At 38.7% G+C, this 21,253-nt stretch carries 18 protein-coding genes; all 18 read right to left on the bottom strand.

What is annotated here, in order from left to right:
- Positions 1-184: 184 nt before the first annotated feature.
- Positions 185-1,093, bottom strand: a complete 909-nt coding sequence (gene murB, locus BR30_RS0119035) for a UDP-N-acetylmuramate dehydrogenase (protein WP_026566376.1) — start codon at positions 1,091-1,093, stop codon at positions 185-187.
- Positions 1,094-1,154: 61 nt separating this feature from the next.
- The gene (gene murG, locus BR30_RS0119030; RefSeq protein ID WP_026566375.1) at positions 1,155-2,258 is read right to left on the bottom strand and encodes an undecaprenyldiphospho-muramoylpentapeptide beta-N-acetylglucosaminyltransferase; all 1,104 of its coding nucleotides are present in this window, start codon (positions 2,256-2,258) and stop codon (positions 1,155-1,157) included.
- Positions 2,259-2,411: 153 nt separating this feature from the next.
- On the bottom strand, positions 2,412-3,512 hold the full coding sequence (gene spoVE / locus BR30_RS0119025) for a stage V sporulation protein E (RefSeq protein ID WP_026566374.1): 1,101 nt from the start codon (positions 3,510-3,512) through the stop codon (positions 2,412-2,414).
- Positions 3,513-3,616: 104 nt separating this feature from the next.
- On the bottom strand, positions 3,617-4,969 hold the full coding sequence (gene murD / locus BR30_RS0119020) for a UDP-N-acetylmuramoyl-L-alanine--D-glutamate ligase (RefSeq protein ID WP_026566373.1): 1,353 nt from the start codon (positions 4,967-4,969) through the stop codon (positions 3,617-3,619).
- Positions 4,970-5,944, bottom strand: coding sequence for a phospho-N-acetylmuramoyl-pentapeptide-transferase (mraY, locus tag BR30_RS0119015; RefSeq protein ID WP_026566372.1), 975 nt, complete (start codon positions 5,942-5,944; stop codon positions 4,970-4,972).
- 1 nt (position 5,945) lies between these two features.
- Positions 5,946-6,389 carry a hypothetical protein gene (locus BR30_RS33965; protein ID WP_051633681.1) on the bottom strand — a complete coding sequence of 148 codons (444 nt, stop codon included), beginning with the start codon at positions 6,387-6,389 and terminating at the stop codon, positions 5,946-5,948.
- Positions 6,390-6,391: 2 nt separating this feature from the next.
- The gene (locus tag BR30_RS0119005; RefSeq protein WP_026566371.1) at positions 6,392-7,852 is read right to left on the bottom strand and encodes a UDP-N-acetylmuramoyl-L-alanyl-D-glutamate--2,6-diaminopimelate ligase; all 1,461 of its coding nucleotides are present in this window, start codon (positions 7,850-7,852) and stop codon (positions 6,392-6,394) included.
- 190 nt (positions 7,853-8,042) lie between these two features.
- A complete protein-coding gene (locus BR30_RS0119000; protein ID WP_026566370.1) occupies positions 8,043-9,962 on the bottom strand; it encodes a stage V sporulation protein D in 1,920 nt (639 codons plus the stop codon).
- Between the two features lie 116 nt (positions 9,963-10,078).
- A complete protein-coding gene (locus BR30_RS0118995; protein ID WP_026566369.1) occupies positions 10,079-12,325 on the bottom strand; it encodes a penicillin-binding protein in 2,247 nt (748 codons plus the stop codon).
- 2 nt (positions 12,326-12,327) lie between these two features.
- A complete protein-coding gene (gene ftsL / locus BR30_RS0118990) occupies positions 12,328-12,681 on the bottom strand; it encodes a cell division protein FtsL (RefSeq protein WP_026566368.1) in 354 nt (117 codons plus the stop codon).
- Positions 12,682-12,742: 61 nt separating this feature from the next.
- Positions 12,743-13,675: a 16S rRNA (cytosine(1402)-N(4))-methyltransferase RsmH gene (gene rsmH / locus BR30_RS0118985; protein WP_026566367.1), complete on the bottom strand. Its 933-nt coding sequence runs from the start codon at positions 13,673-13,675 to the stop codon at positions 12,743-12,745.
- A gap of 63 nt (positions 13,676-13,738) precedes the next feature.
- A complete protein-coding gene (gene mraZ, locus BR30_RS0118980) occupies positions 13,739-14,170 on the bottom strand; it encodes a division/cell wall cluster transcriptional repressor MraZ (RefSeq protein ID WP_026566366.1) in 432 nt (143 codons plus the stop codon).
- 791 nt (positions 14,171-14,961) lie between these two features.
- Positions 14,962-16,596 carry a bacillithiol biosynthesis cysteine-adding enzyme BshC gene (gene bshC / locus BR30_RS0118975; protein WP_026566365.1) on the bottom strand — a complete coding sequence of 545 codons (1,635 nt, stop codon included), beginning with the start codon at positions 16,594-16,596 and terminating at the stop codon, positions 14,962-14,964.
- Between the two features lie 88 nt (positions 16,597-16,684).
- The gene (locus tag BR30_RS0118970; RefSeq protein WP_026566364.1) at positions 16,685-17,080 is read right to left on the bottom strand and encodes a DUF3397 family protein; all 396 of its coding nucleotides are present in this window, start codon (positions 17,078-17,080) and stop codon (positions 16,685-16,687) included.
- Positions 17,077-17,979: a 2-dehydropantoate 2-reductase gene (locus BR30_RS0118965; RefSeq protein ID WP_026566363.1), complete on the bottom strand. Its 903-nt coding sequence runs from the start codon at positions 17,977-17,979 to the stop codon at positions 17,077-17,079. The genes BR30_RS0118970 and BR30_RS0118965 overlap by 4 nt, the downstream gene beginning before the upstream one ends.
- A 122-nt stretch (positions 17,980-18,101) precedes the next feature.
- Positions 18,102-19,643 (bottom strand): acyl-CoA carboxylase subunit beta, encoded by a 1,542-nt coding sequence (locus BR30_RS0118960; RefSeq protein WP_026566362.1) that lies wholly within the window; start codon positions 19,641-19,643, stop codon positions 18,102-18,104.
- Between the two features lie 21 nt (positions 19,644-19,664).
- Positions 19,665-19,877: a biotin/lipoyl-containing protein gene (locus BR30_RS0118955; RefSeq protein WP_026566361.1), complete on the bottom strand. Its 213-nt coding sequence runs from the start codon at positions 19,875-19,877 to the stop codon at positions 19,665-19,667.
- 13 nt (positions 19,878-19,890) lie between these two features.
- Positions 19,891-21,228, bottom strand: a complete 1,338-nt coding sequence (locus BR30_RS0118950) for an acetyl-CoA carboxylase biotin carboxylase subunit (RefSeq protein WP_026566360.1) — start codon at positions 21,226-21,228, stop codon at positions 19,891-19,893.
- Between the last annotated feature and the right edge of the window lie 25 nt (positions 21,229-21,253).

Raw genomic sequence — 21,253 nt, 5'->3', positions numbered from 1 at the left:
CGATAGTGTTACCTTGAAAAGAGAAACAACGGCACGAAAAACCATGCCGTCTCTAACTTTTTCGAGGTTGCACCTATAATATTATCAGTAATTATAACACAATATTTGTCATTCGGACGACATTTCTTACAAGAAAAGTAAGGATAATTTCTTTGGAAATCAAGTATAAATCCTTCCATTTTTCTTACTTTCTACCGATTATTTCAACCTCGGTTTCCATTTTTACTTCATATAAGCTAAAGATGGTATCCTTGACATGTTGAATTAATGCCAGCACATCCTCTGCAGTGGCACCTCCAGCATTTACAATAAAATTCCCATGCATTTCCGAAATCTTTGCACCGCCAATACTAAATCCCTTTAACCCAGCGGTTTCAATTAATTTCCCGGCGTAATTTGGGAGTGGATTTCTAAAAATACTTCCAGCACACGGAAAATTCCATGGCTGGGTCTCTTTCCGATAATCTTTGTTTTTTTGCATTTGAGCGACAATGGCTGCTCGATCACCTTTCACAAGATCAAAAACAGCTTCCACAACAATTCCTGGACGAGTTTTTTGCAGGATTGAAGTCCTATAGGAGAACCCCATTTCTTGATTTGAGAGCCATTCCATTTTTCCATCATCAAATAAAATATGTGCTTTGGTTAAGATTTTACTAATATCCGAACCATGTGCACCTGCATTCATATAAACTGCCCCACCAACTGAGCCAGGGATTCCACTAGCAAACTCCAGACCCGCAAGCCCTTTTTTACTTATTAGTGTTGATAAGCTGACGAGGGAGTGGCCACCACCAACAGTAATACTTGTATCGTTAATCTCAAGGTGATCCATTCCAGAACTAAGCTTGATAACTACCCCTTCAATCCCCTTATCCGACACTAACAGGTTCGACCCACGGCCAATCGCACGCCATGGCAAATCATGTTTTTCAATCACATTCATGACGGTTTTTAAATTTTCAACTGAAGACGGTTCAATAAAAAGGTCTGCAGGGCCCCCTATTTTCATCGTTGTATGATTGGCTAAAGGTTCATTTTCCTTAACCTTGCCAATATATAAAGTTTGTAACTCGTTTAAGATTCCGTCCATTTTTATCACCCTAACTTTCCTAGATGCATTTATTTCAGTTTATGCTAAAAAATTTTTTGGGCTACTTTCGATTTGTTTTTATCAGTTCTTGCATTAACGAATACAATCTGAAAGCAGAATCTGGAACACCCATTTTTTTAGCCTTTACCTTCATTTCTTTTAATTTATCTTTATTTAAAAGAATACGATCGATATGGTTCACAAGACTATTATTATTTAGATCCTTTTCTAATACTAATTCTGCAGCCCCGTGATCACTTAACGACCTAGCGTTTTTCTCTTGATGATTATTTGTTACATAGGGACTTGGGACTAAGATGCTTGGGATACCAAGTGAGGTTATTTCTGCAAGTGTCGTAGCTCCTGCTCTCGAAACCACTAAATCTACCCCGGCAAGTACTTCTGGCATATTATGAATAAACGGTTTAATCACTACATTTTTAGGGTTTCCAATTAATTCAACTTCCTTTTTGACATCCTCATAATGGACGTCTCCCGTAATATAAAGGACTTGATATGGTTTCTCAGCCAAATCAGCAAATGCCTTCACGACTGCCTCATTTATCGGCCTCGCACCACGACTACCACCGAAGATTAAAACCACTGGCATGGTTGCACTAAGTCCAGCAGCAAGACGACCTTGAATCCCGTCCTTGCCAATTACTTCAGATGCACGAGGATTCCCCGTAAATACTGTTTTCTGTACTGGAAAATACTCTTTTGCCTCGTCAAAACAAATGGCAATCTTATTTACATATCTGCTTAAAAATTTATTAGTTAACCCAGGAACACTATTTTGTTCGTGAATGATCGTAGGGATGCCCAACTTTGATGCAGCGTACACTACAGGTCCGCAAACATACCCGCCTGTTCCGATAACAATGTCTGGTCTGAATTCCTTTAACATTTTTTTACTGTCTTTCACCCCTTTTAGGAAGCGGAGTACCGTTTTTACATTTTCAAAGGATAGTTTTCTTTTAAAACCTGTAATATGAATCGCTTTAAAATCAATATTCTCTCTCGGAACTATTTTGCTTTCCAAGCCATTAGTAGTTCCTATGTATAAAAATTGTGCCTCTTTGTTCTGTTTTTGTATTTCACGAATGAGTGCGAGAGCAGGATAGATATGCCCGCCAGTCCCTCCGCCACTAACTACTATTTTCATTTTTTCCACCTCATTAACTATTTAACACCTAACGCCTACACTATCTTACTATAAAAACAATCGAAATAACGCAAATGAAAAAAGAATGTTATCTAATTGTAAATTAACACATCCTAAAATAAAAAGAACCCTGCCGCTAAACAGGGTGAAGGTTCATAATCTCGAATACCTGCTGATATTAAGGAGAACACCAATCGCCATTAACATCAAGGTCAAACTAGAACCTCCATAGCTTAAAAATGGCAAGGTAATGCCTGTAACAGGCATTAGACCTGTAACAACACCAATATTAATCATAACCTGAATCGCTACCATGGCGATGATTCCTACAGCTAGAAAGCTGCCATATAAATCCGGTGCACCTAATGCGATTCGTATCCCTCTCCATAACAACAGTGCAAACAAAAGTAATATAAATGAACCACCAATAAAGCCTAGTTCTTCAGAAAGAATCGCAAAGATAAAGTCTGTCTGAGGTTCAGGAAGGTAGAAGAACTTCTGCCTGCTCTCGCCAAGTCCGAGCCCAAACAATCCGCCAGGACCAATCGCATAGAGTGATTGGATAATTTGAAATCCCGTTACAAGCGGATCCGACCAGGGATCCAAAAAAGATGTAATCCGTTTAATACGGTACGGAGCGGAGGCAATTAGACCAATAAATCCAGCAACTCCCAACAGTCCCAGAAAGGCAAAATGACTTACACGAGCACCAGCAATAAAAATCATCACAACACAGGTTCCCATCATCACAGTTCCTGTGCCTAAATCAGGTTGAAGCATAATCATTGAAAAGGCTAGAAAGGCAAGACCTAATGAAGGAATAAGACCTTTCTTAAATGAAGTAATTAACTTCTGCCGCTCGGAAAGATACTTAGCCAAAAAAGCAATCATTGCCAATTTCATAAATTCCGAAGGCTGGATTGAAAAGGCTCCAACACCAATCCAACTACGAGAACCATTTCTTTCATTTCCAATCCCAGGTATTAACACAAGGATAAGTAACACAAAACAAACCAGTAGAAAGGTCTTGGACCAGGTCCGCCATGTCCAATAATTAATGTTCATGATGAAAAACATGGCAGCCACTCCAACTCCGGCAAAAAGAGTCTGCCTTTTTGCAAAGAAAAAGGAATCATTAAATTTATATTCAGCCCAAATAGCACTTGCACTGTAAACCATGATAAGTCCTATTGCCAGAAGCGTGAATGTTACAATCATTAAAATAAAATCAGGAGTTGTTCTCTTTGTCGGCACCACCATACACCTCAACTGCTAGTTTTAGGGCTTAGCAGAACCTCTAATACTGCCTTAGCGTCAAGTACACATGTGAAAGTGTACTTTTCGACTAAGACAAGCCCTTACTTAAGCTTATGCACCGAATCGATAAAAATGTCTCCCCTGACCTCAAAAGTTTTATATTGATCCCAGCTCGCACATGCTGGAGATAATAATATCACGTCACCTGATTCAGAGTATCGATAAGCCTCAGGCACTGCCTTGTCAACATTATCGACACGCTTGATTAGTTTTATTCCCGCTTCCTTCCCTATGCGTTCCATCTTAGGTGCAGTTTGCCCAAAGGTTATCATTGCTTTTACATGTTTTAAATAAGGAAGTAGTTCATCAAATTCATTTCCGCGATCCAAGCCACCTGCAAGAAGAACAACCGGGGCTTCAAAAGCAGCCAAGGCATTAATCGTCGCCAAAATATTCGTTGCTTTCGAATCATTGTAAAACTTTCTTCCGTTCACTTCTGTTACGTATTGCAGACGGTGCCTGACACCAGTAAACGTTCGTAGAACCTGCTGGATAGCACTATTTTCTACACCTGAAAGCTTTGCTGCAGCCATAGCAGATAAGATATTTTCAAGGTTGTGATTGCCTGGTAAAGCTATATTCTCAATTTCCATTACTTTATCATGATTAAACATAATCCAGCCATCAGATAGGTACGCACCTTCAGACAGCTTCTTCTTCGTCGAAAAAGGAATAATTCTGGCCTTAGAGTGGCGTGCAACTTCTAATGTTTCTTCCTGATCGGCATTAACAATAAGATAGTCAACTTCAGATTGATTTTTTGTAATGTTTGCCTTTGCAGCAATATATTCCTGTTTTGTCCCATGATAATCTAAATGGGCATCATAAAGGTTCGTAAGAATGGCAATCTTAGGTTTAAACATGTCAATTCCCATTAACTGAAAAGATGATAATTCAATGACAATCGTATTTTCTGCCGTCGCTTCCTCGGCTACCCCTGATGCCACTGTACCAATATTTCCTGCGATTAACGGGTGCTTCTGCCCCTCATTTAGCATCTCATAAACTAATGTTGTCGTTGTGGTTTTCCCATTGGTCCCTGTGATCCCAATAAACGGGGCTTCAGATATTTCATAAGCAAGTTCAACCTCAGTAATTACAGGAATCCCTTTTTCTATAGCGCCTACAATCATAGGGTTGTTATATGGAATACCGGGATTCTTGACAATTAACTCGAATCCTTCATCAAGCAACTCAATAGGGTGATCACCACAAATTACTTTAATCCCTTGTTCTAATAATCCCTGAGCCTCTGGATTTTCCGAAAATGGCTTTTTATCATTAACTGTGACAAATGCACCAAGCTTATGTAATAGGGCGGCAGCTGTTACCCCGCTTTTCGCCAAACCTAGGACAAGAATTTTTTTATGACTGAAAGATTTAATCTGTTTCAATTATAACCACACCTCAATATAGATTCCTAGTATCGCAAGAATTAATCCAACGCTCCAAAAAGTGACGACTACCCGCCATTCCGACCAGCCAACTAATTCATAATGATGATGTAATGGGCTCATACGGAAAATTCGTTTACCCGTCGTTTTGAAGGAAATAACCTGCAAAATAACCGATAACGTTTCAATAACAAATACTCCACCAATGATAATAAGTAAAATTTCAAGCTTCGTAAGAATAGCAATCGTTGCAATTGCACCTCCGAGTGCCAGTGAACCTGTATCTCCCATAAAAACCTTAGCCGGATGGGCATTAAATACCAAGAATCCTAGTACAGCGCCTACCACCGCAACAGAAAATATCGCAATTTCCAGTTGTGATTGATTCCACGCAAGAACAGCAAATGCACCAAATGCAATTGCTGCGGTGCCTGACACCAAACCATCCAATCCATCTGTTAAATTAACAGCATTGGAGAAGCCGACCAACCAGAATATGATGAAGAAAATGAAAAACCACCCTAAATCCAATGTGGAATCCGTAAAGGGAATGCTTATTTCGGTAGAAAAACCTTGTTGTTTATAAATAAGATAAAAAATTACTGAAATAATGATTTGACCTGCCAGCTTTTGTTTAGAAGTTAATCCTAAATTCCTTTTAAGAGCAACTTTGATAAAATCGTCTAAAAACCCAAGCAATCCAAATCCAAGTGTAACGAGAAGTAGCAAATAAGTTTTAACAGTCGGTGCAGAAAACTTACCTGTCATTACAAGTGTTGTAATAACAATCGAAAACAAAATCATTACACCACCCATGGTGGGTGTGCCTGATTTTATTTGATGGGATTTTGGCCCCTCCTCACGAATGCTTTGTCCAAATTTCAACCTTCTTAAGAAGGGAATAAACACTGGAGAAAGTAATACCGAGATAAGAAATCCCATAATTATTGTGAAGAAAATAACTTGCTCGAGCATTTTATTCCCTCCTTTCAGCGTCGTTTTTGCATGTAATTTCGTTTAACATCACAGCTATATCATATGTTTCTTTATTTTTATTAAGAAGTTTTTTATTTGTAAATTTAAAGTTAGTTATCTCCATAATTTTATCTGTTTCTCCATTTAATTTTTCAATATAACGACTTAAGATAGTTACGATTGCCTCTGCAGGGTCTGGTGTAAAGAATAGTGGAAACTGGTTCGGTATATAGCTTGGAAGTTCGTGTCCTTGATCCCAAATCGCGGCTATTGCTCCGTTAGAAATTGCATCAGAAAGTTCCCCTGCGTCTTTAGTTAATGATATAAATAATCCTTTTGGCTGTGCTGAATGAGCTTGGTCGCAAACTGTCAAAAATAACAGGTTATCTTTGACCCCACGACTTTTCTCAAATAGACTTACCAAGTCTTTTAAAGCTAAATACATAGCTAACTCCCCTCAATTGCTTCCCGAGCAACTAACCGATCGTCAAAATCGTGAACAACATTGCCAATAATTTGATAGGTTTCATGGCCTTTGCCGGCGATTAAGATTACATCACCCGCTGATGCCTCTCGTATAGCAGTTTGAATCGCTTCTTTGCGGTCAGGGATCATTCGGTATGCTGAACCTTGCACTCCTGCTTCCATGTCCCTCAATATTGCTAATGGGTCTTCACTTCTAGGGTTATCCGAAGTTAAGATGGGATCTGTGGCCCATTGGCAGGCTATTTGAGCCATCAATGGTCTCTTCGTACGATCACGGTCACCACCACAGCCAACAATAACGAAAACCTTCTTCTTAGCAAAATGCTGAACCGTTTTTAATACATTTTCAAGACTGTCTGGTGTGTGGGCGTAATCAACAATAACTGTAAAATCCTGTCCTGCATTTACAAGCTCAAATCTGCCTGATACGCCCTTTACAGCTTCGATCGACTGGATAACTGCCTTAATATCAATGCCGGACACAACGGAAGCCCCAATACTTGCTAAAACATTATAAACACTGAATTTACCTATTAATTGCATTTTAATCGGATATTTTTCCGATTGGACTACAAGCTCAAACTGCGTACCTGAAGAAGTCATTTGAATGTTCTTCGCTTGAAGATCAGCTTTATTGTCGATTCCATATGTAATAACATGTGCAGCAGTCGACCTTCGATACATCTCAGAAGCAGGGTCGTCTGCATTTAATACAGCAAATTTAGGTTTTTTCTGATTAAAGGTATTACCCAGCTGGGCAAATAATAAACTTTTAGCACGCTTATATTCATCCATTGTTTTATGATAATCCAAGTGGTCCTGCGTAAGGTTTGTAAACACAGCCACATCATAATCGCAGCCATGTACCCTTCCAAGATCTAACGCATGTGAGGAAACCTCCATTACTGCTATATCAACACCTGCTTCAACCATTTGTTTAAAGGTTTTTTGAAGTGTTAAACTTTCCGGGGTTGTGTTTTTAGTTTCAATCGTCTTGTCAGCTATTTTAGTATACATAGTGCCAATTAGACCTGTTTTTTGATTGGCATCGGCGAATATTTTCTCAATTAAATGGCTGGTGGTTGTTTTCCCGTTTGTTCCGGTAATTCCTATTAAGTGCAGGTTTTTCGTTGGCTGCTCATAAAAAGCATCAGCTAGCACTGCCATTGCTCTCGTTGTATCTTTAACAAGAATGACAGGTACATCTAGTGATAACGGACGCTCAGCTAATACAGCTGCTGCCCCGCTTTGCACAGCAGATTCAGCAAAATCATGACCGTCTACTGTGTATCCCTTAATACAAATAAATAAGCTCCCGTTTTGCACCTTCCGATTATCGTTCTCAATCGAAGTTATCTCTGGATCCTCACCTAGATAAGGAACTAGAAGATGCAAATTCTTAAGCAGCTTTTGTAGATTCATTTCTCTCAAATCCTCTCATAACCGTACATACATATGACTAATTTTCACCTTGGAAATTCCTCTTAAGAAAGTTCCATCTTATTTTACATTAAAACATTTCATTTTGCTATTTAGTAATCAAAGCTTAATGAAAAAATTAGGCGGCGGAAATCATTCCGACCGCCTCTACTTTTATGAATTCTTAGTTGCATTAATCTTCTTGACCAAAATAAAGCCTAATTTTTGACCCTTCTTTAACTTTGGCACCTGCTTCGGGAGATTGCCTTACAACTACATCCCCCTCACCACTAGCATCAATTTTTAGATTTATCAGTTGATCCATTAGCTCCATTTTTGTTAATCCTGTGAAATCCGGTAATTTTAATAACGGTGTATCGGGCCATTTCAGTTCCTTCTCAATTTGACCCTTTCGAGGTTTAATTCCCATCTGGCTCAAACTATCCTTCATTATATTACCAACAATTGGAGCACTGACTGTACCACCGAAGGCTGTAACTCCTTTTGGATTATCGACTGCCACATAGACAACAATTTGTGGATCATCTGCGGGAGCAAATCCAACAAAGGAAACGATAAAGTTATTTTCTAAATATCTCCCGTTTTTCGCTTTCTGGGCAGTTCCGGTTTTTCCACCGACACGATAACCATCAACAAACGCCTTTCCTCCTGACCCCTGTGCAACTACACTCTCAAGAGCATGACGGATTTCTTTTGAAGTTTCTTCCGTAATTACCCGGCGTTTTTCAACCGGGGAATTTCTCATTACCACTTCGTTTGTAATTGGATCTACGAGCTCTTTTGCAATATACGGCTTATATAATATCCCGCCATTAATGGCTGCAGATACAGCCGTAACCTGCTGGATAGGTGTTACTGATACTCCTTGTCCAAAGGCTGTCGTTGCCTGTTCAACTGGCCCTACACGATCTAAATTGAATAAAATCCCCGTTCCTTCGCCTTGTAAATCAATACCGGTCTTCTGACCAAAACCAAAATCCTTCACATATTTAAACAATTTTTCTTTCCCAAGTCTTTGTCCTAATTCGACAAACCCAGGGTTGCAGGAATTTTGCACAACTTCTAAAAAGGACTGATCGCCGTGACCGCCTCGTTTCCAACACTTTAACCTAGCTCCCGCTACCTGAACCGACCCTGAATCATGGAAATGCTCTTTTTCTAAATTCACTTTTCCTTCATTCAATGCTGCTGCAAGGGTAATAATTTTAAATGTTGACCCTGGTTCGTACGTTGACCATACAGGGAGATTGCGATTATATACCTCTTGAGGAACATTTTGAAAATTAGCCGGATCAAAAGTTGGTCTGCTCGACATGGCTAATATTTCTCCATTATTCGGATTCATTGCAATGGCAACAATCCCGTCCGGGTTATATTTTGCGTCCGCAATATCTAACTCTCTTTCTACTATCGTTTGGATTTTTGAATCGATTGTCAGCTTCAATTCAAGGCCGTTTACAGGGTGCTCATAATCATCAGCCATGCTATTCATTCTTTTTCCTTTAGCATCCGCATAAAATTTAACTGCTCCACGTTCACCGCTTAACTCTTTATCATAGTACTGCTCAAGTCCCATCAAACCTTGGTTATCCACCCCAGTGAATCCAAGCACATGGGAAAGATAACTTCCATTTGGATAATGGCGCTTAGAGTCTTCCCCAATATAGACGCCATCAAGACCGAGGGCTCTGATTTCCTTTGCCTTTTCATGGGAAATTTTTCTTCCTTCCTTAATCCGAACGGAAGAAGCACTTTTTGTAATTTCTCGATAGGCTTTGTCTTTTGGCATATTTAACACGGAGGCCAGCTTCTCTGCTGTTGCTGCCGGATCTTTTACTTGTCTTGGCATAACATAAACAGTTGGCGCACTAATATTTGTTGCTAAAGGAATCCCATTTCGGTCAACAATTTCTCCTCGTTCAGGTTCAAAAGGGATATTTCTGCTCCAAGAGTCCCTTGCCCCATTGGTCAACCAATCACCAAGGACAAATTGGACGTATCCAAGCCGGATATCAATTATTAAGAAGGTGAGAATACCAATGAATAGTGCAATCATTAATCGTTTACGGACAGTAACATTTGAAACACGCATAGTTTGAACGACCCTCCTTTTTCTATCGTTCATGTATATGCTTGTACTTTTTTTCTTAGAACGCAGGTTTTGGGCATTAGATAGGAAAAATCCCGCTAAGACAGCGGGATTTTCTATTAATCCTGGACTTGTTCTTCTGTATTTTCCTCTGTTTGACCTTGGGGATTTGTTTTTTCATTATTTTCCTGATTCCACTGCTCTTCAGGAGTCTTTAAGTCTACGATTAAAAAATCTCCTTTTTGAACATGTGTTTTCGGTTTAATATTTTGCTGGGTTACAAACCCTTTGCCCTTTGAATTTAACTTCAATCCGGCAATATTTGCTACTTTCATTACATCTCTAAGCGACCAACCTGTCATATCAGGGGCATTTATTTCACCATTTGTTTGTATGATTACCTTCTCACCCTGTAAAACTGTTGTCCCAGACTCTGGTAGATGCCTGACAACTTCTGATCCTTTGCCAATTACAACAGGTTCAATTCCTTTTCCTTTTAAATCAGCTACGGTTTCAGCAACCGATTTTCCCTTAAAATCTTCTAGTTTATTCAATTGTGCCTCTTCAAGTTGAGAAGGCTTAATGTTTAAGTAATGTAGGCTGTTTTTCATGACTGGGTTAAAAATAGCCGAAACAGGTATCGCACCTTGACCAGTTTCAAGCCCCTCTAATTCAGGTTGCTGAACAGCAACATAAACAATTAATTCCGGATCATCCTTTGGTGCCATTCCTAAAAATGAGAACATATAGTTATTAGCACCTTGTAAATACCCGCCATTCGGTCCAGGAATATTAGCTGTTCCCGTCTTTCCGGCGACACTGTATCCATCAATTTTATACCGGCCGCCAGTACCCTTAGGTGAGGTAACAACCGTTTCAAGGATATCTCGAACCTCCTTGGCCGTTTCTTTTGTGATTGGTGTTGAAACAACTTGAGAGGACGATGATTTAATGACCTCACCTGTATCATGATTGACAATTTTTTTAACCACATGCGGTTTTATCATTTTCCCACCATTTGCAATGGCTGTTGCTGCTTGAATTTGCTGTATGGGTGTTATTGCTGTGCCCTGCCCGTAAGCTGTAGTAATTTTTTCAATCGGATAGGTAAATTGGATTTTCCCAGATGTTTCGTTGGGAAGGTCAATTCCTGTGGGCTTATCAAAGCCAAACTTTGTTAAATATTCTCGAAACTTTTCAAAACCAAGCTTCTCTTTAGCTATTTTTGCAAAAGCAACGTTTGATGAACGCTGTACCCCTTCAAGATAGGTGATCGGACCCCATCCCGAGTAATTATGATCATGAATTGCTTTATCCCTTTTAGTTACTTGATATGAACCAGATTGATAGATTTCGTTAGGATTGAACACCTTTTCCTGGACGGCTGCGGCAAGCGTAAAAATTTTCATGGTCGAACCAGGTTCGAATGAAGTTTCTATCGCTTCATTATGCCAGCCATCTTCAATTCCTTCTTTTGTTTTTGGATCAAAAGAAGGCCGTTGTCCCATTGCTAATATTTCACCAGTTTTCGGATCCGCCACAATCGCAATGATTTTTTCCGGTTTATATTCCTTTGCTGTTTTGTTCATTGCATCTTCTAAGAATGTTTGAATTTTTTGGTCGATGGTTAAATAAACATCATTTCCATTTTTAGCAGGAGTAATCTTTTCTTTTCCATCAGGTAGTATATAACCCCACAAATCACTTTCAAAATTAACCTTCCCATTTGTCCCCGTTAATTCATCATTTAGACTTTTTTCAATGCCCATTTTACCCACTGACTTAATACTTTTGTCCTTTTGTTCAATCCGGTCAGCATAACCCACTAAGTGGGAAGCAAATACACCATTAGGATAGAAGCGTTTGGAATCACGGATAAATGTAATCCCGGGAAGTTTAAGTTTTTCAATCTTAATCTTTGTTTCGTGGGTAATATCTCTGCCTGCCTTGCCGAATTCAACCTGAAATTTATGATTTTTTATTCCTTTTGTTAAGATGCTATAAATCTCTAATTCATCCATTTTTAGATATTTTGCCAATTCTTTTGCCGTTTTCGCCGGATCTTTTACGTGCTGGGGCTTTTTTGAATTTGTTGTCATCTTTTTATCTAATATAGCAATTAACGTATAGGCATTTGTATCTTCAGCAATCACTTCGCCATTCCGGTCTAAGATATCGCCCCTTAAGGCTATCAAATTCCCTTCCCTGCTATATTTTTCTTGAGCTTTTGCAGCAAGAGGCTGCCCATCAACTTCACCTGTGATTTGAATTGAAAAATATCTGAAGAGTAAAACAAAAAAGAGCAAACCAAAAAATCCAAATAAAAGGGTTGCTCCTGCATTCATATATGGCTGTTTCTTGTTCATTTCTAATGCACTACCTTGACGTTATTTTCGTTTTTTATTAGGCCCATTTCCTTGGCCTTCTTATAAATTCGATCGTATGCACTTAATTCACTTACTTGAACCTGCAAATCACTATTTACTTTCTGTTGTTCCTCTACCTTTGTTTCCATAATCTGTATATCTTTATTAACATCGTAAATTTTTGCTTGATTTGAAATAATATGAACGGCACCAAAACATACAAATCCAGCAAAGGCTATTCCAATAATTTTTTCCCCTGGAGTGAGCCAGGATTTTTTTATAATGACTTGTCTCTTTTGTTGGACTTTCTGCTCCGTGTGTTGCTGTTCTACATTCTTCCTGGCAAGATTACTCAAACTCTTCCCCTCCAGCTTATTATCTATTTTTAAATCTAGTTTTGAATTTCCGAATTTTTCCTTATAGCTTTTCGGCAACTCTAAGTTTAGCAGATCTAGCGCGATTATTTTGCTCTAATTCTTCATCAGATGGAAGGATTGGCTTCCGCGAAATTAACTTTAATATCGGTTTATACTCATCAGGAATAATTGGTAAACCAGGAGGTAAATTAGGAGTTTCACTTGCTTTCTTAAAGGCTGCTTTGCAAATCCTGTCCTCAAGAGAGTGAAAGGTTATAACGCTTATTCTTCCCTCAGGGTTTAACAAGTCAATCGCTTGATTTATTGACTGTTCGAACACCGCTAATTCATCATTCACAGCAATTCTAACTGCTTGAAAAACTCGCTTAGCTGGATGTCCACCTTTTCTTCTTGCAGGGGCCGGAATCGCGTCCTTAATCAGTTCAACTAATTCTGACGTCGTTTCAATTGGTTTTACCATCCTTGCTGCTTCTATTTTACGAGCTATTTGTTTAGAGAATTTCTCCTCACCATATCGAAAAAAGATGCGCACCAAGTCTTCATAGGCCCAATGATTAACTACATCGTAGGCAGAAATATCGGCTTCATTATCCATTCTCATATCAAGTGGTGCATCATGATGATAGCTAAAACCTCTTTCAGGAGTATCCAATTGCGGAGAGGAAACTCCAAGGTCGTAAAGTACTCCATCCACTTTAACAATTCCTCGATTTTCAAGTTCTTCTTTCAAATACAAGAAATTGCTTTTAATGATTTCTAAACGATCCCCATATTCAGCCAACTTCTCTTTTGCGTGTGCAATTGCAGTATCATCTTGGTCAAATGCAAATAGTTTACCGCGGGCTCCAAGTTTTGAAAGAATAAGTGAACTATGCCCCGCTCCACCCAAAGTACAATCAACATAAATTCCATCAGGCTTAATATTTAAGCCATCAACAGCTTCTTTTAACAACACAGTTGTATGTTCAAACATGTAGTAACCACCTTTTCCAATCGAACAATATATAACAGAAAATATATTAACATAATTTATCCATTATATATCAAAGCCAATCATATTTTCTGCAATTTCTGCAAAAGATTCTTCTGACTCGGTAAAATAGTCTTCCCAAATCTGTTTGCTCCAAATTTCAATTCGATTGGAAACACCTAAAATTACACATTCTTTTTCCAACTTTGCATATTGCAAAAGTGGTGCAGGGATATTAATTCTTCCTTGTTTATCAAGTTCACTCTCTGTTGCACCTGAAAAGAAGAATCTAGTAAAAGCCCGGGCATCTTTTTTTGTCAGAGGTAAGCCTTTTAATTTCTCTTCAATCAGCCCCCACTCTGATATCGGGTAACCAAACAAACATTGATCCAATCCACGTGTAATGATAAACATTTCACCAAGATCATCGCGGAATTTGGAGGGCACGATCAGTCGGCCTTTATTATCAATGCTGTGATGGTATTCACCCATGAACATACCCATGACCCCCACTTTCTATTAAAAATGTACCACATTCCCCCACTTTCCACCACCTTTTTTAAACTATTCTTCTCAATAACCCTGAAATCCTTTTTTATCCAGAAATTTCTCAAAAAAAAAAACTTCACAGCTGTGAAGTTCAGATTATCGAGTAAGGTTCTCAAGATTGTCTATGCAAAATGGCCTGTTGATTTCCGCTCCGGCCACTCGCTTTCCGCGGGGAGGTCCGGGAGCCTCCTCGGCGCTTTGGCGCCTGCGGGGTCTCCCGTGACCTCTCTATCCCGCAGGAGTCGAGTGCCCTCCGCTCCAATCAACAGGGAGGCAAATCAACCTAATCATTGCCACACACTTTAGCTACTCTTGCTAAATAGGTTGCCATCTTTTTTAATTTGGGGAGGATGCAATAAGGAGAACCATTTCACTAGTATTCTGAAAGAAATTTCTATCTTTAATACGATGTTAGCAATTCCAGATTTGGCTAGAAATTTTTGAATTAACACTGAATTCACCAAATATTTTTATTCTTTATAGTATTGCAGATCTTTATTAAATACACCTGTTTATTGGAGTGGAAGGCGGCGAAGACTCCTGCGGGAGTACGGGACAGGGGAGACCCCGCAGGCGCTGAAAGCGGCGAGGAGGCTCCCCGAACCGCCCGCGGAAAGCGAAGCCGCCTGGAACAGAAATCAACAGACGAGTTAAATTAGCCAAACAAAAAAGACTGTCGATTTAAAATCCGAAATCCTTCGGATTTGTCGACAGTCTGAACTTCAAAGCTGTGAAGTTTTCTACATTTTCATTACTTTATGCCGGCCATCAAATTCAAATGTACCTAACATTAAATCATGAATAAAATTCAACCCATATTGATTTAGGTAATAAAAGATATTCCAAACCCGTTCTTGAGGAAAGCCGTCTGGTCTTAAAGCCAAATCCACACGGTCATATTTTTTAAGGATATTGTCGTGTTTCAACTTTCCTGCCTCATATAATTTAGATTCCATAAACCCGAGTTCTTTAAGTAAGTACATTTCATTTTTCTTTAACAATGGTAATAGGCCGCGGTCCAACTCAGCTGTCTTACCTTCTATTAATCGGTACTGATTTACTAATTGTTCTTTCGCAAGCGAAAATAGCGAAACCACTTCTTTATCTTTTATTTCTTCTAGAAATTGATTCCTCTCTTTTTCCGTACCATTGCTTAATATTTCAGTTAAATTTAAATGTAATTCAGAAACGTCTGTTTCAACAGATCGATCAAGGATCGTAATGTTCAAACGAGGAACAATGGGAGGCATCTTGATTTGAAAATGTTCAAATACTAGTTTTAGTTCTGCCCAGTAAGAAATTTCTCCCGGCCCCGCAATGAAAGCAATAGATGGGAAGAGCCATTCCTGCATTAACGGACGAGTCACCACATTATTACTTAAAGCTGCTGGATTCTTCTCAGCAAGGTCTACTAATTGTTCTCTTGAAAGGGTGAGCGCCCCATTTTTCCCCACAAAACAATCACTATCGCGATCATATTCAAGTAAAATCCGATCATTCATTTTCTGGTCATAGTAGAAAAGGTTCGCATTCTTTTCACTTGCATCAATCGTTACCGGAAAACCCTTTTCGTCAATTCGCCTTTGTTGTTCCAGTAACTTATATGTAATCATTTCATGGTTAAGGATTTGCTCTTTAAAAAATTCTTTCTGCACCTTCCGAAACTCATTGTTACCAGAGTCAACGATTAATAACCCATAATCCTTGAACAATTCCATAATAATATTTGCAAAAAAATCGACAAAGTTGGTTGAGATAGATACTTGTTTTTCAGCAAAAGCTAATAGTGTTTTGGTGTATTCTGTCTCACCGAAATTCTCTATTAAGTTTTGTACCCATGAAAGGCAAACTTCTTTGTTTAACTGAATATCAGAAACCATTTTCTTTTGCAGGACTCTTTCTGGATATGTCCATTTATCAACCTTTTGGTTCACTGGTACAAACACATGATTAACCTCTTGGAAATCATGGTCTTCTCCAGCAATCCAAAATACAGGAACCACTGGTACGCCCAACTGCGCCTCTTTTTGCTCCGCCAATTTAATAATAGAAATTACCTTATGTATTGAATATAGCGGGCCGGTTAAAATACCTGCCTGTTGTCCCCCAATAACGACGAGGCTATTATTTGATTTAAGTTTATCGATTGACTTTATAACAGCTTCAGACGATGGAAACCGCTTCAAAAAGCTCTCAATATGTTCAGCAACCTCTAAGCGAGGAAATGATCGGTTACTAAGTTCAGCAACTCGTTTGGCATCATCGGTCCCATCATTAAACCGGTAATGAAAAAAAGGCTGGATTTCTGGAGATTGTTCCAAATAATTCGAAGCAAACCGATTGGTTGCTGGTAAAGAGAGATTTAAAATCTCCATTCATGTACTTCCTTTCTGATCACCCAAATTCATTCTGTTAAGAGTATACCACTACCAACCAAATTTGAAAAAAACTTTGGCTTATATTTCAGTTGGTAAAAGTAAAAATCAATGCTCGATGAATTAATCCATAAAATGTTAAGGTGAGGTAAGCAAGAAGAAAAAGGAGAAAATTAAAACGCCAAAAACCCTTTATCACTTTTTTTAAAATAATTTCTTCTTTTACTTTCCAATGAACCAACACAAAAATCATCGCAATTAAAATCATTATTAATATTATTAACCAAAAATATGATTTTTCCCATATAGTAACAATTAAAAAATGAACGGATATAATAAATAAAAATGTTGTAGAATCTAGTGACATATGAACTGCCTTTCGAGTGTTTTTTGTCACGAGTTTCATTACCATAAAAACAAATAGAAATCCTAAAAATGGGATGGCAAAGAAAATAGAGATGAAATAGGATAGAAAAGTAATCAAACGTATTCCTCCTTTATCATTTCTTTCCCTTTAATTAAATAATATAGGTTCGCCACTTGTGGAGCTTTCAAACCTTTATGTTCAGCCTCTTCTAAAATATACCCCAATATTGAATCCACTTCTGTCATTCTGTGCGCTTCTAAATCTTTAAGCATGGAGGAACGGTTAGCAGAAGTATTTTTACAGATAGTAATAATTTGCCGCAACTGTTCTTCTGTATTTTCTATATTTAAAATCGAAGATACCTCGGAATATAAATTTTTTAGGACCTGAAAATAGTATTCATTATTTATTAATTTGCCATTTTCCACCTCGAGGATGGCAGTTAATGGATTAATAACGGCATTGACAACTAGTTTACTCAGCAGCATTGTAAAATAATCCTCTTTAAAAACAAGTGGAAATTCCAATGGCGCTAAAGAGATGCATTCAAACAAAAGTGATGGGTCCCCTTTAAATACGGCAACTTTTGTTACAGCTTCACCATTATGGGAAACGGTATTTGAATTTTCTTTCAGAGCACCGTGCTCAACTGAACCAACAAAAATATTAGTGAGCGGGATGGTTTCAAGCTGTTTTAAATGGCCCATACCATTCTGTAAAAATAAGAGATTGTTAGGAAGAATGGGCAACTGATTAATTCTTTCAATAATTGGCTGAAGTTGATATTGCTTAACGGAAATGATGGTAAGATCCTCATTTCCCTTCCATTCGTTTATTGGCAAAGCCTTCATTGGGGATATCGTTTGTTCTCCTTTTTTCTTCAGCACAATTCCATATTTATTTATCTCTGTTGCTTGTTCTGGGGTTCTAGTGTATATCGTAACATCTAATATTCTACTAAAATATGCTGCGAATAACAGGCCAATTGACCCAGCCCCAATAATTCCAACCCTCATGGTAACCCCTCTTTTTTAGTCGTCTTTACCCATATTCTATCAGAAGCTGCCGATAGTTTGTTACTAAGAATTTGAAAAAAAATTAAACCCTATTCGACAAACACCGAATAGGGCTAATAAAGTTAGACGGGGTATACCGGATGCTTACGTGTGCTAAAATTTAATTCCTTAGTTTCATAATAGGCAAAGCGTTGAATCAGAACATTTCGTAATTCTGTTGGTGCGACAATTTCATCAACAATTAATTCTGATGCTAACTTATAAATGTCGATATGTTCTTTGTATTCCTTATGCTTTTCTTGGACAAAAGCTATTTTTTCTTTCGGGTCTTCAATTTGATTAATTTTGTTCGAATAAACAGCATTGACTGCTGCTTCTGGACCCATAACAGCAATTTGTGCGGTTGGTAAAGCGATACAGCAATCCGGCTCAAAAGCTGGGCCAGCCATAGCATATAGACCAGCACCATAGGCTTTTCGAACAATGACAGAAATTTTCGGAACCGTGGCTGAACTCATCGCTGCAATTAACTTGGCCCCATGACGGATAATGCCCGCACGCTCCACCTTAGTTCCAATCATGAAACCAGGTACATCTGCCAAAAATAAAAGTGGAATATGAAAGGCATCGCAGAGTTGAATGAATTTCGCTGCTTTATCTGCGGAATCTACAAATAAAACACCGCCTTTCACTTTCGGCTGATTAGCAATAATTCCAATCGGTCTACCATCGATTCTTGCTAACCCCGTTATCAATTCAGGGGCAAACAATTTTTTAATTTCATAAAAACTTGCATTGTCCACAAGTCTATCAATACATTCATACATATCAAACGGAGCGTTTTGGTTTTCTGGGATAATCGCTTCCAGTTCGCGGCCTTGTTTCGCTTCTACACCAGGTGTCATCTTTGGTTTTTCTTTAAAGCTTGCTGGGAAGTAGCTGATATATTTTTTTGCTGATTCAATTGCTTCCTCTTCGCTATAAGCGAGAATATCCCCACAGCCTGAGACTGAACAATGCATTCTTGCACCGCCCATTTCCTCAAGAGTTACCTTTTCACCGATTACCTTTTCAGCCATCCTTGGTGACCCCAAATACATAGAAGCATTTTGGTCGACCATGATGACGATATCACAAAAGGCAGGAATGTATGCACCACCAGCTGCGGAAGGGCCAAACAAAATACATACCTGTGGAATCATCCCAGATAGTTTCACTTGATTGTAGAAGATTCTTCCTGCCCCGCGGCGATTTGGAAACATCTCTAATTGATCTGTTATTCTAGCCCCTGCTGAATCTACAAGGTAGAATAATGGAACCTTTAGTTTTTCGGCAACTTCTTGAATACGAATAATCTTTTCAACAGTTCTTGCTCCCCATGAACCTGCCTTGATGGTTGAATCATTTGCCATGACACAAACCGTTTGACCATTTATTTTTCCAATCGCCGTGACAACACCATCTGCAGGAAGATCACCAGCTTGAAAATTGGCAAATTTACCATCTTCTTCGTATTTACCTTCATCGAACAATAAGGCAAGACGTTCACGAACAAACAACTTTTTTTGCTCTTTTGCCTTCTCATGATATTTTGGATGTCCACCAGCTTCAATTATTTTACGGTTCTCATTTAATTGCTCATTCAATGTATTGGTTACAGCCATAATTTTCACCCCTCAAAACTTTTATTCTAGGACGATTAATACGTCGCCTTCATTAACGAAATCACCAATGTTTACTTTTACATCTATTACTAAACCTTCTGAATTGCTTTCAATCGGAATTTCCATTTTCATAGATTCAAGCATCACGACTTCCTGACCAAGTTGAACTTGATTCCCTTTTGCTGCAAATATATTTAAAACTGTACCTGCCATGCTTGCTGTTATTTCTTTCATCTTCATTCTCCCCTTAGTTCACTAATTTTTTTGTTAAAAAGCTTGTGTTGTACTTCCCCTTTTGAAAGTCATAATCTGTTAGTACATTATGAAAAAGTGGTGCATTTGTATTAATTCCTTCGATTTTCAGGTCTTTAAAGAAGCGAACCGCTTCTTCTAATGCTTTTTCACGTGTTTCATTGTGAATAATAATTTTCGCAACCATTGGATCATAGAACGGTGTAACCGTTCCTCCTTCATCATAACCTGAATCAATTCTCACTCCCGCTGAATGCTTCCAATCAAGCATGCTGATTTTACCTGGCGACGGGAAAAAGCGAACAGGGTCTTCAGCATAAAGCCTAAATTCAATGGCGTGACCTGACAAAGTGATTTCATCTTGGAGCAATGGTAACCGTTCACCACGAGAGATGAGGATTTGCCATTTCACTAAATCGAGACCAGTTATCATTTCAGTCACCGGATGTTCAACCTGGAGGCGGGTGTTCATTTCTAGAAAATAAAAATTTTCCTTCTCATCAACAATAAATTCAATTGTCCCTGCATTTGTATAATTAACAGCACTAGCCGCCTGTAAGGCTGTTTGAAACATCTTGTTTCGAGAATGGTCCGATAAATTAGGTGACGGAGATTCCTCAATTACTTTTTGATGTCTTCTTTGAATAGAACAATTTCTTTCAAACAGGTGAACGATATTTCCATGGCTGTCTCCAAACACCTGGACTTCGACGTGTCTTGCATCTTTGATATATTTCTCGATAAAGACTTCGTCAGAGCCAAAATAGGTCATTGCTCTTGCTTTTGTCTGAGCAAAAGACTTAACGAGCGCTTGCTCATCTTCACAATATACCATTCCAATCCCGCCGCCGCCGCCGCTTGCCTTCAGCATGACAGGGAAGCCGATTGTATCTGCAAGAGCAATTGCTTCCTCACTGGTTTTTAAACCGTAGCCACTGCCTGGAACGACCGGGACGCCCGCTTTTTCCATCGTTCGACGCGAAATAATTTTATCACCCATTAATTCAATTGTTGCCGGGTTCGGGCCGATAAAGATAATGCCTTCCTCCATTGCTCGTTTAGCAAATGCAGCATTTTCAGATAAAAAGCCGTAACCTGGGTGAATTGCATCTACTTTCTCTCGTTTTGCTATTTCTAAAATTTTATCAACTTGTAAATAGGATTTGTTTACAGGGGGTTCCCCAACACAGAAAGCCATCGTTGCTGCTTTTACAAAGGGCATATCCTTATCAGCTTCGGAATAAATAGCAATTGTTTCAATCCCCATCTCCTGACAGGTTCGAATAATCCGAAGGGCAATTTCTCCTCGATTAGCAATTAAAATTTTTTGCACAATTTTTCCCCTTTCGTACCCCTTT

This window comes from Bacillus sp. UNC41MFS5 (assembly GCF_000686805.1).
Note: the sequence above shows the minus strand (reverse complement) of the source record. Positions and strands in the feature narration are given on the sequence as shown.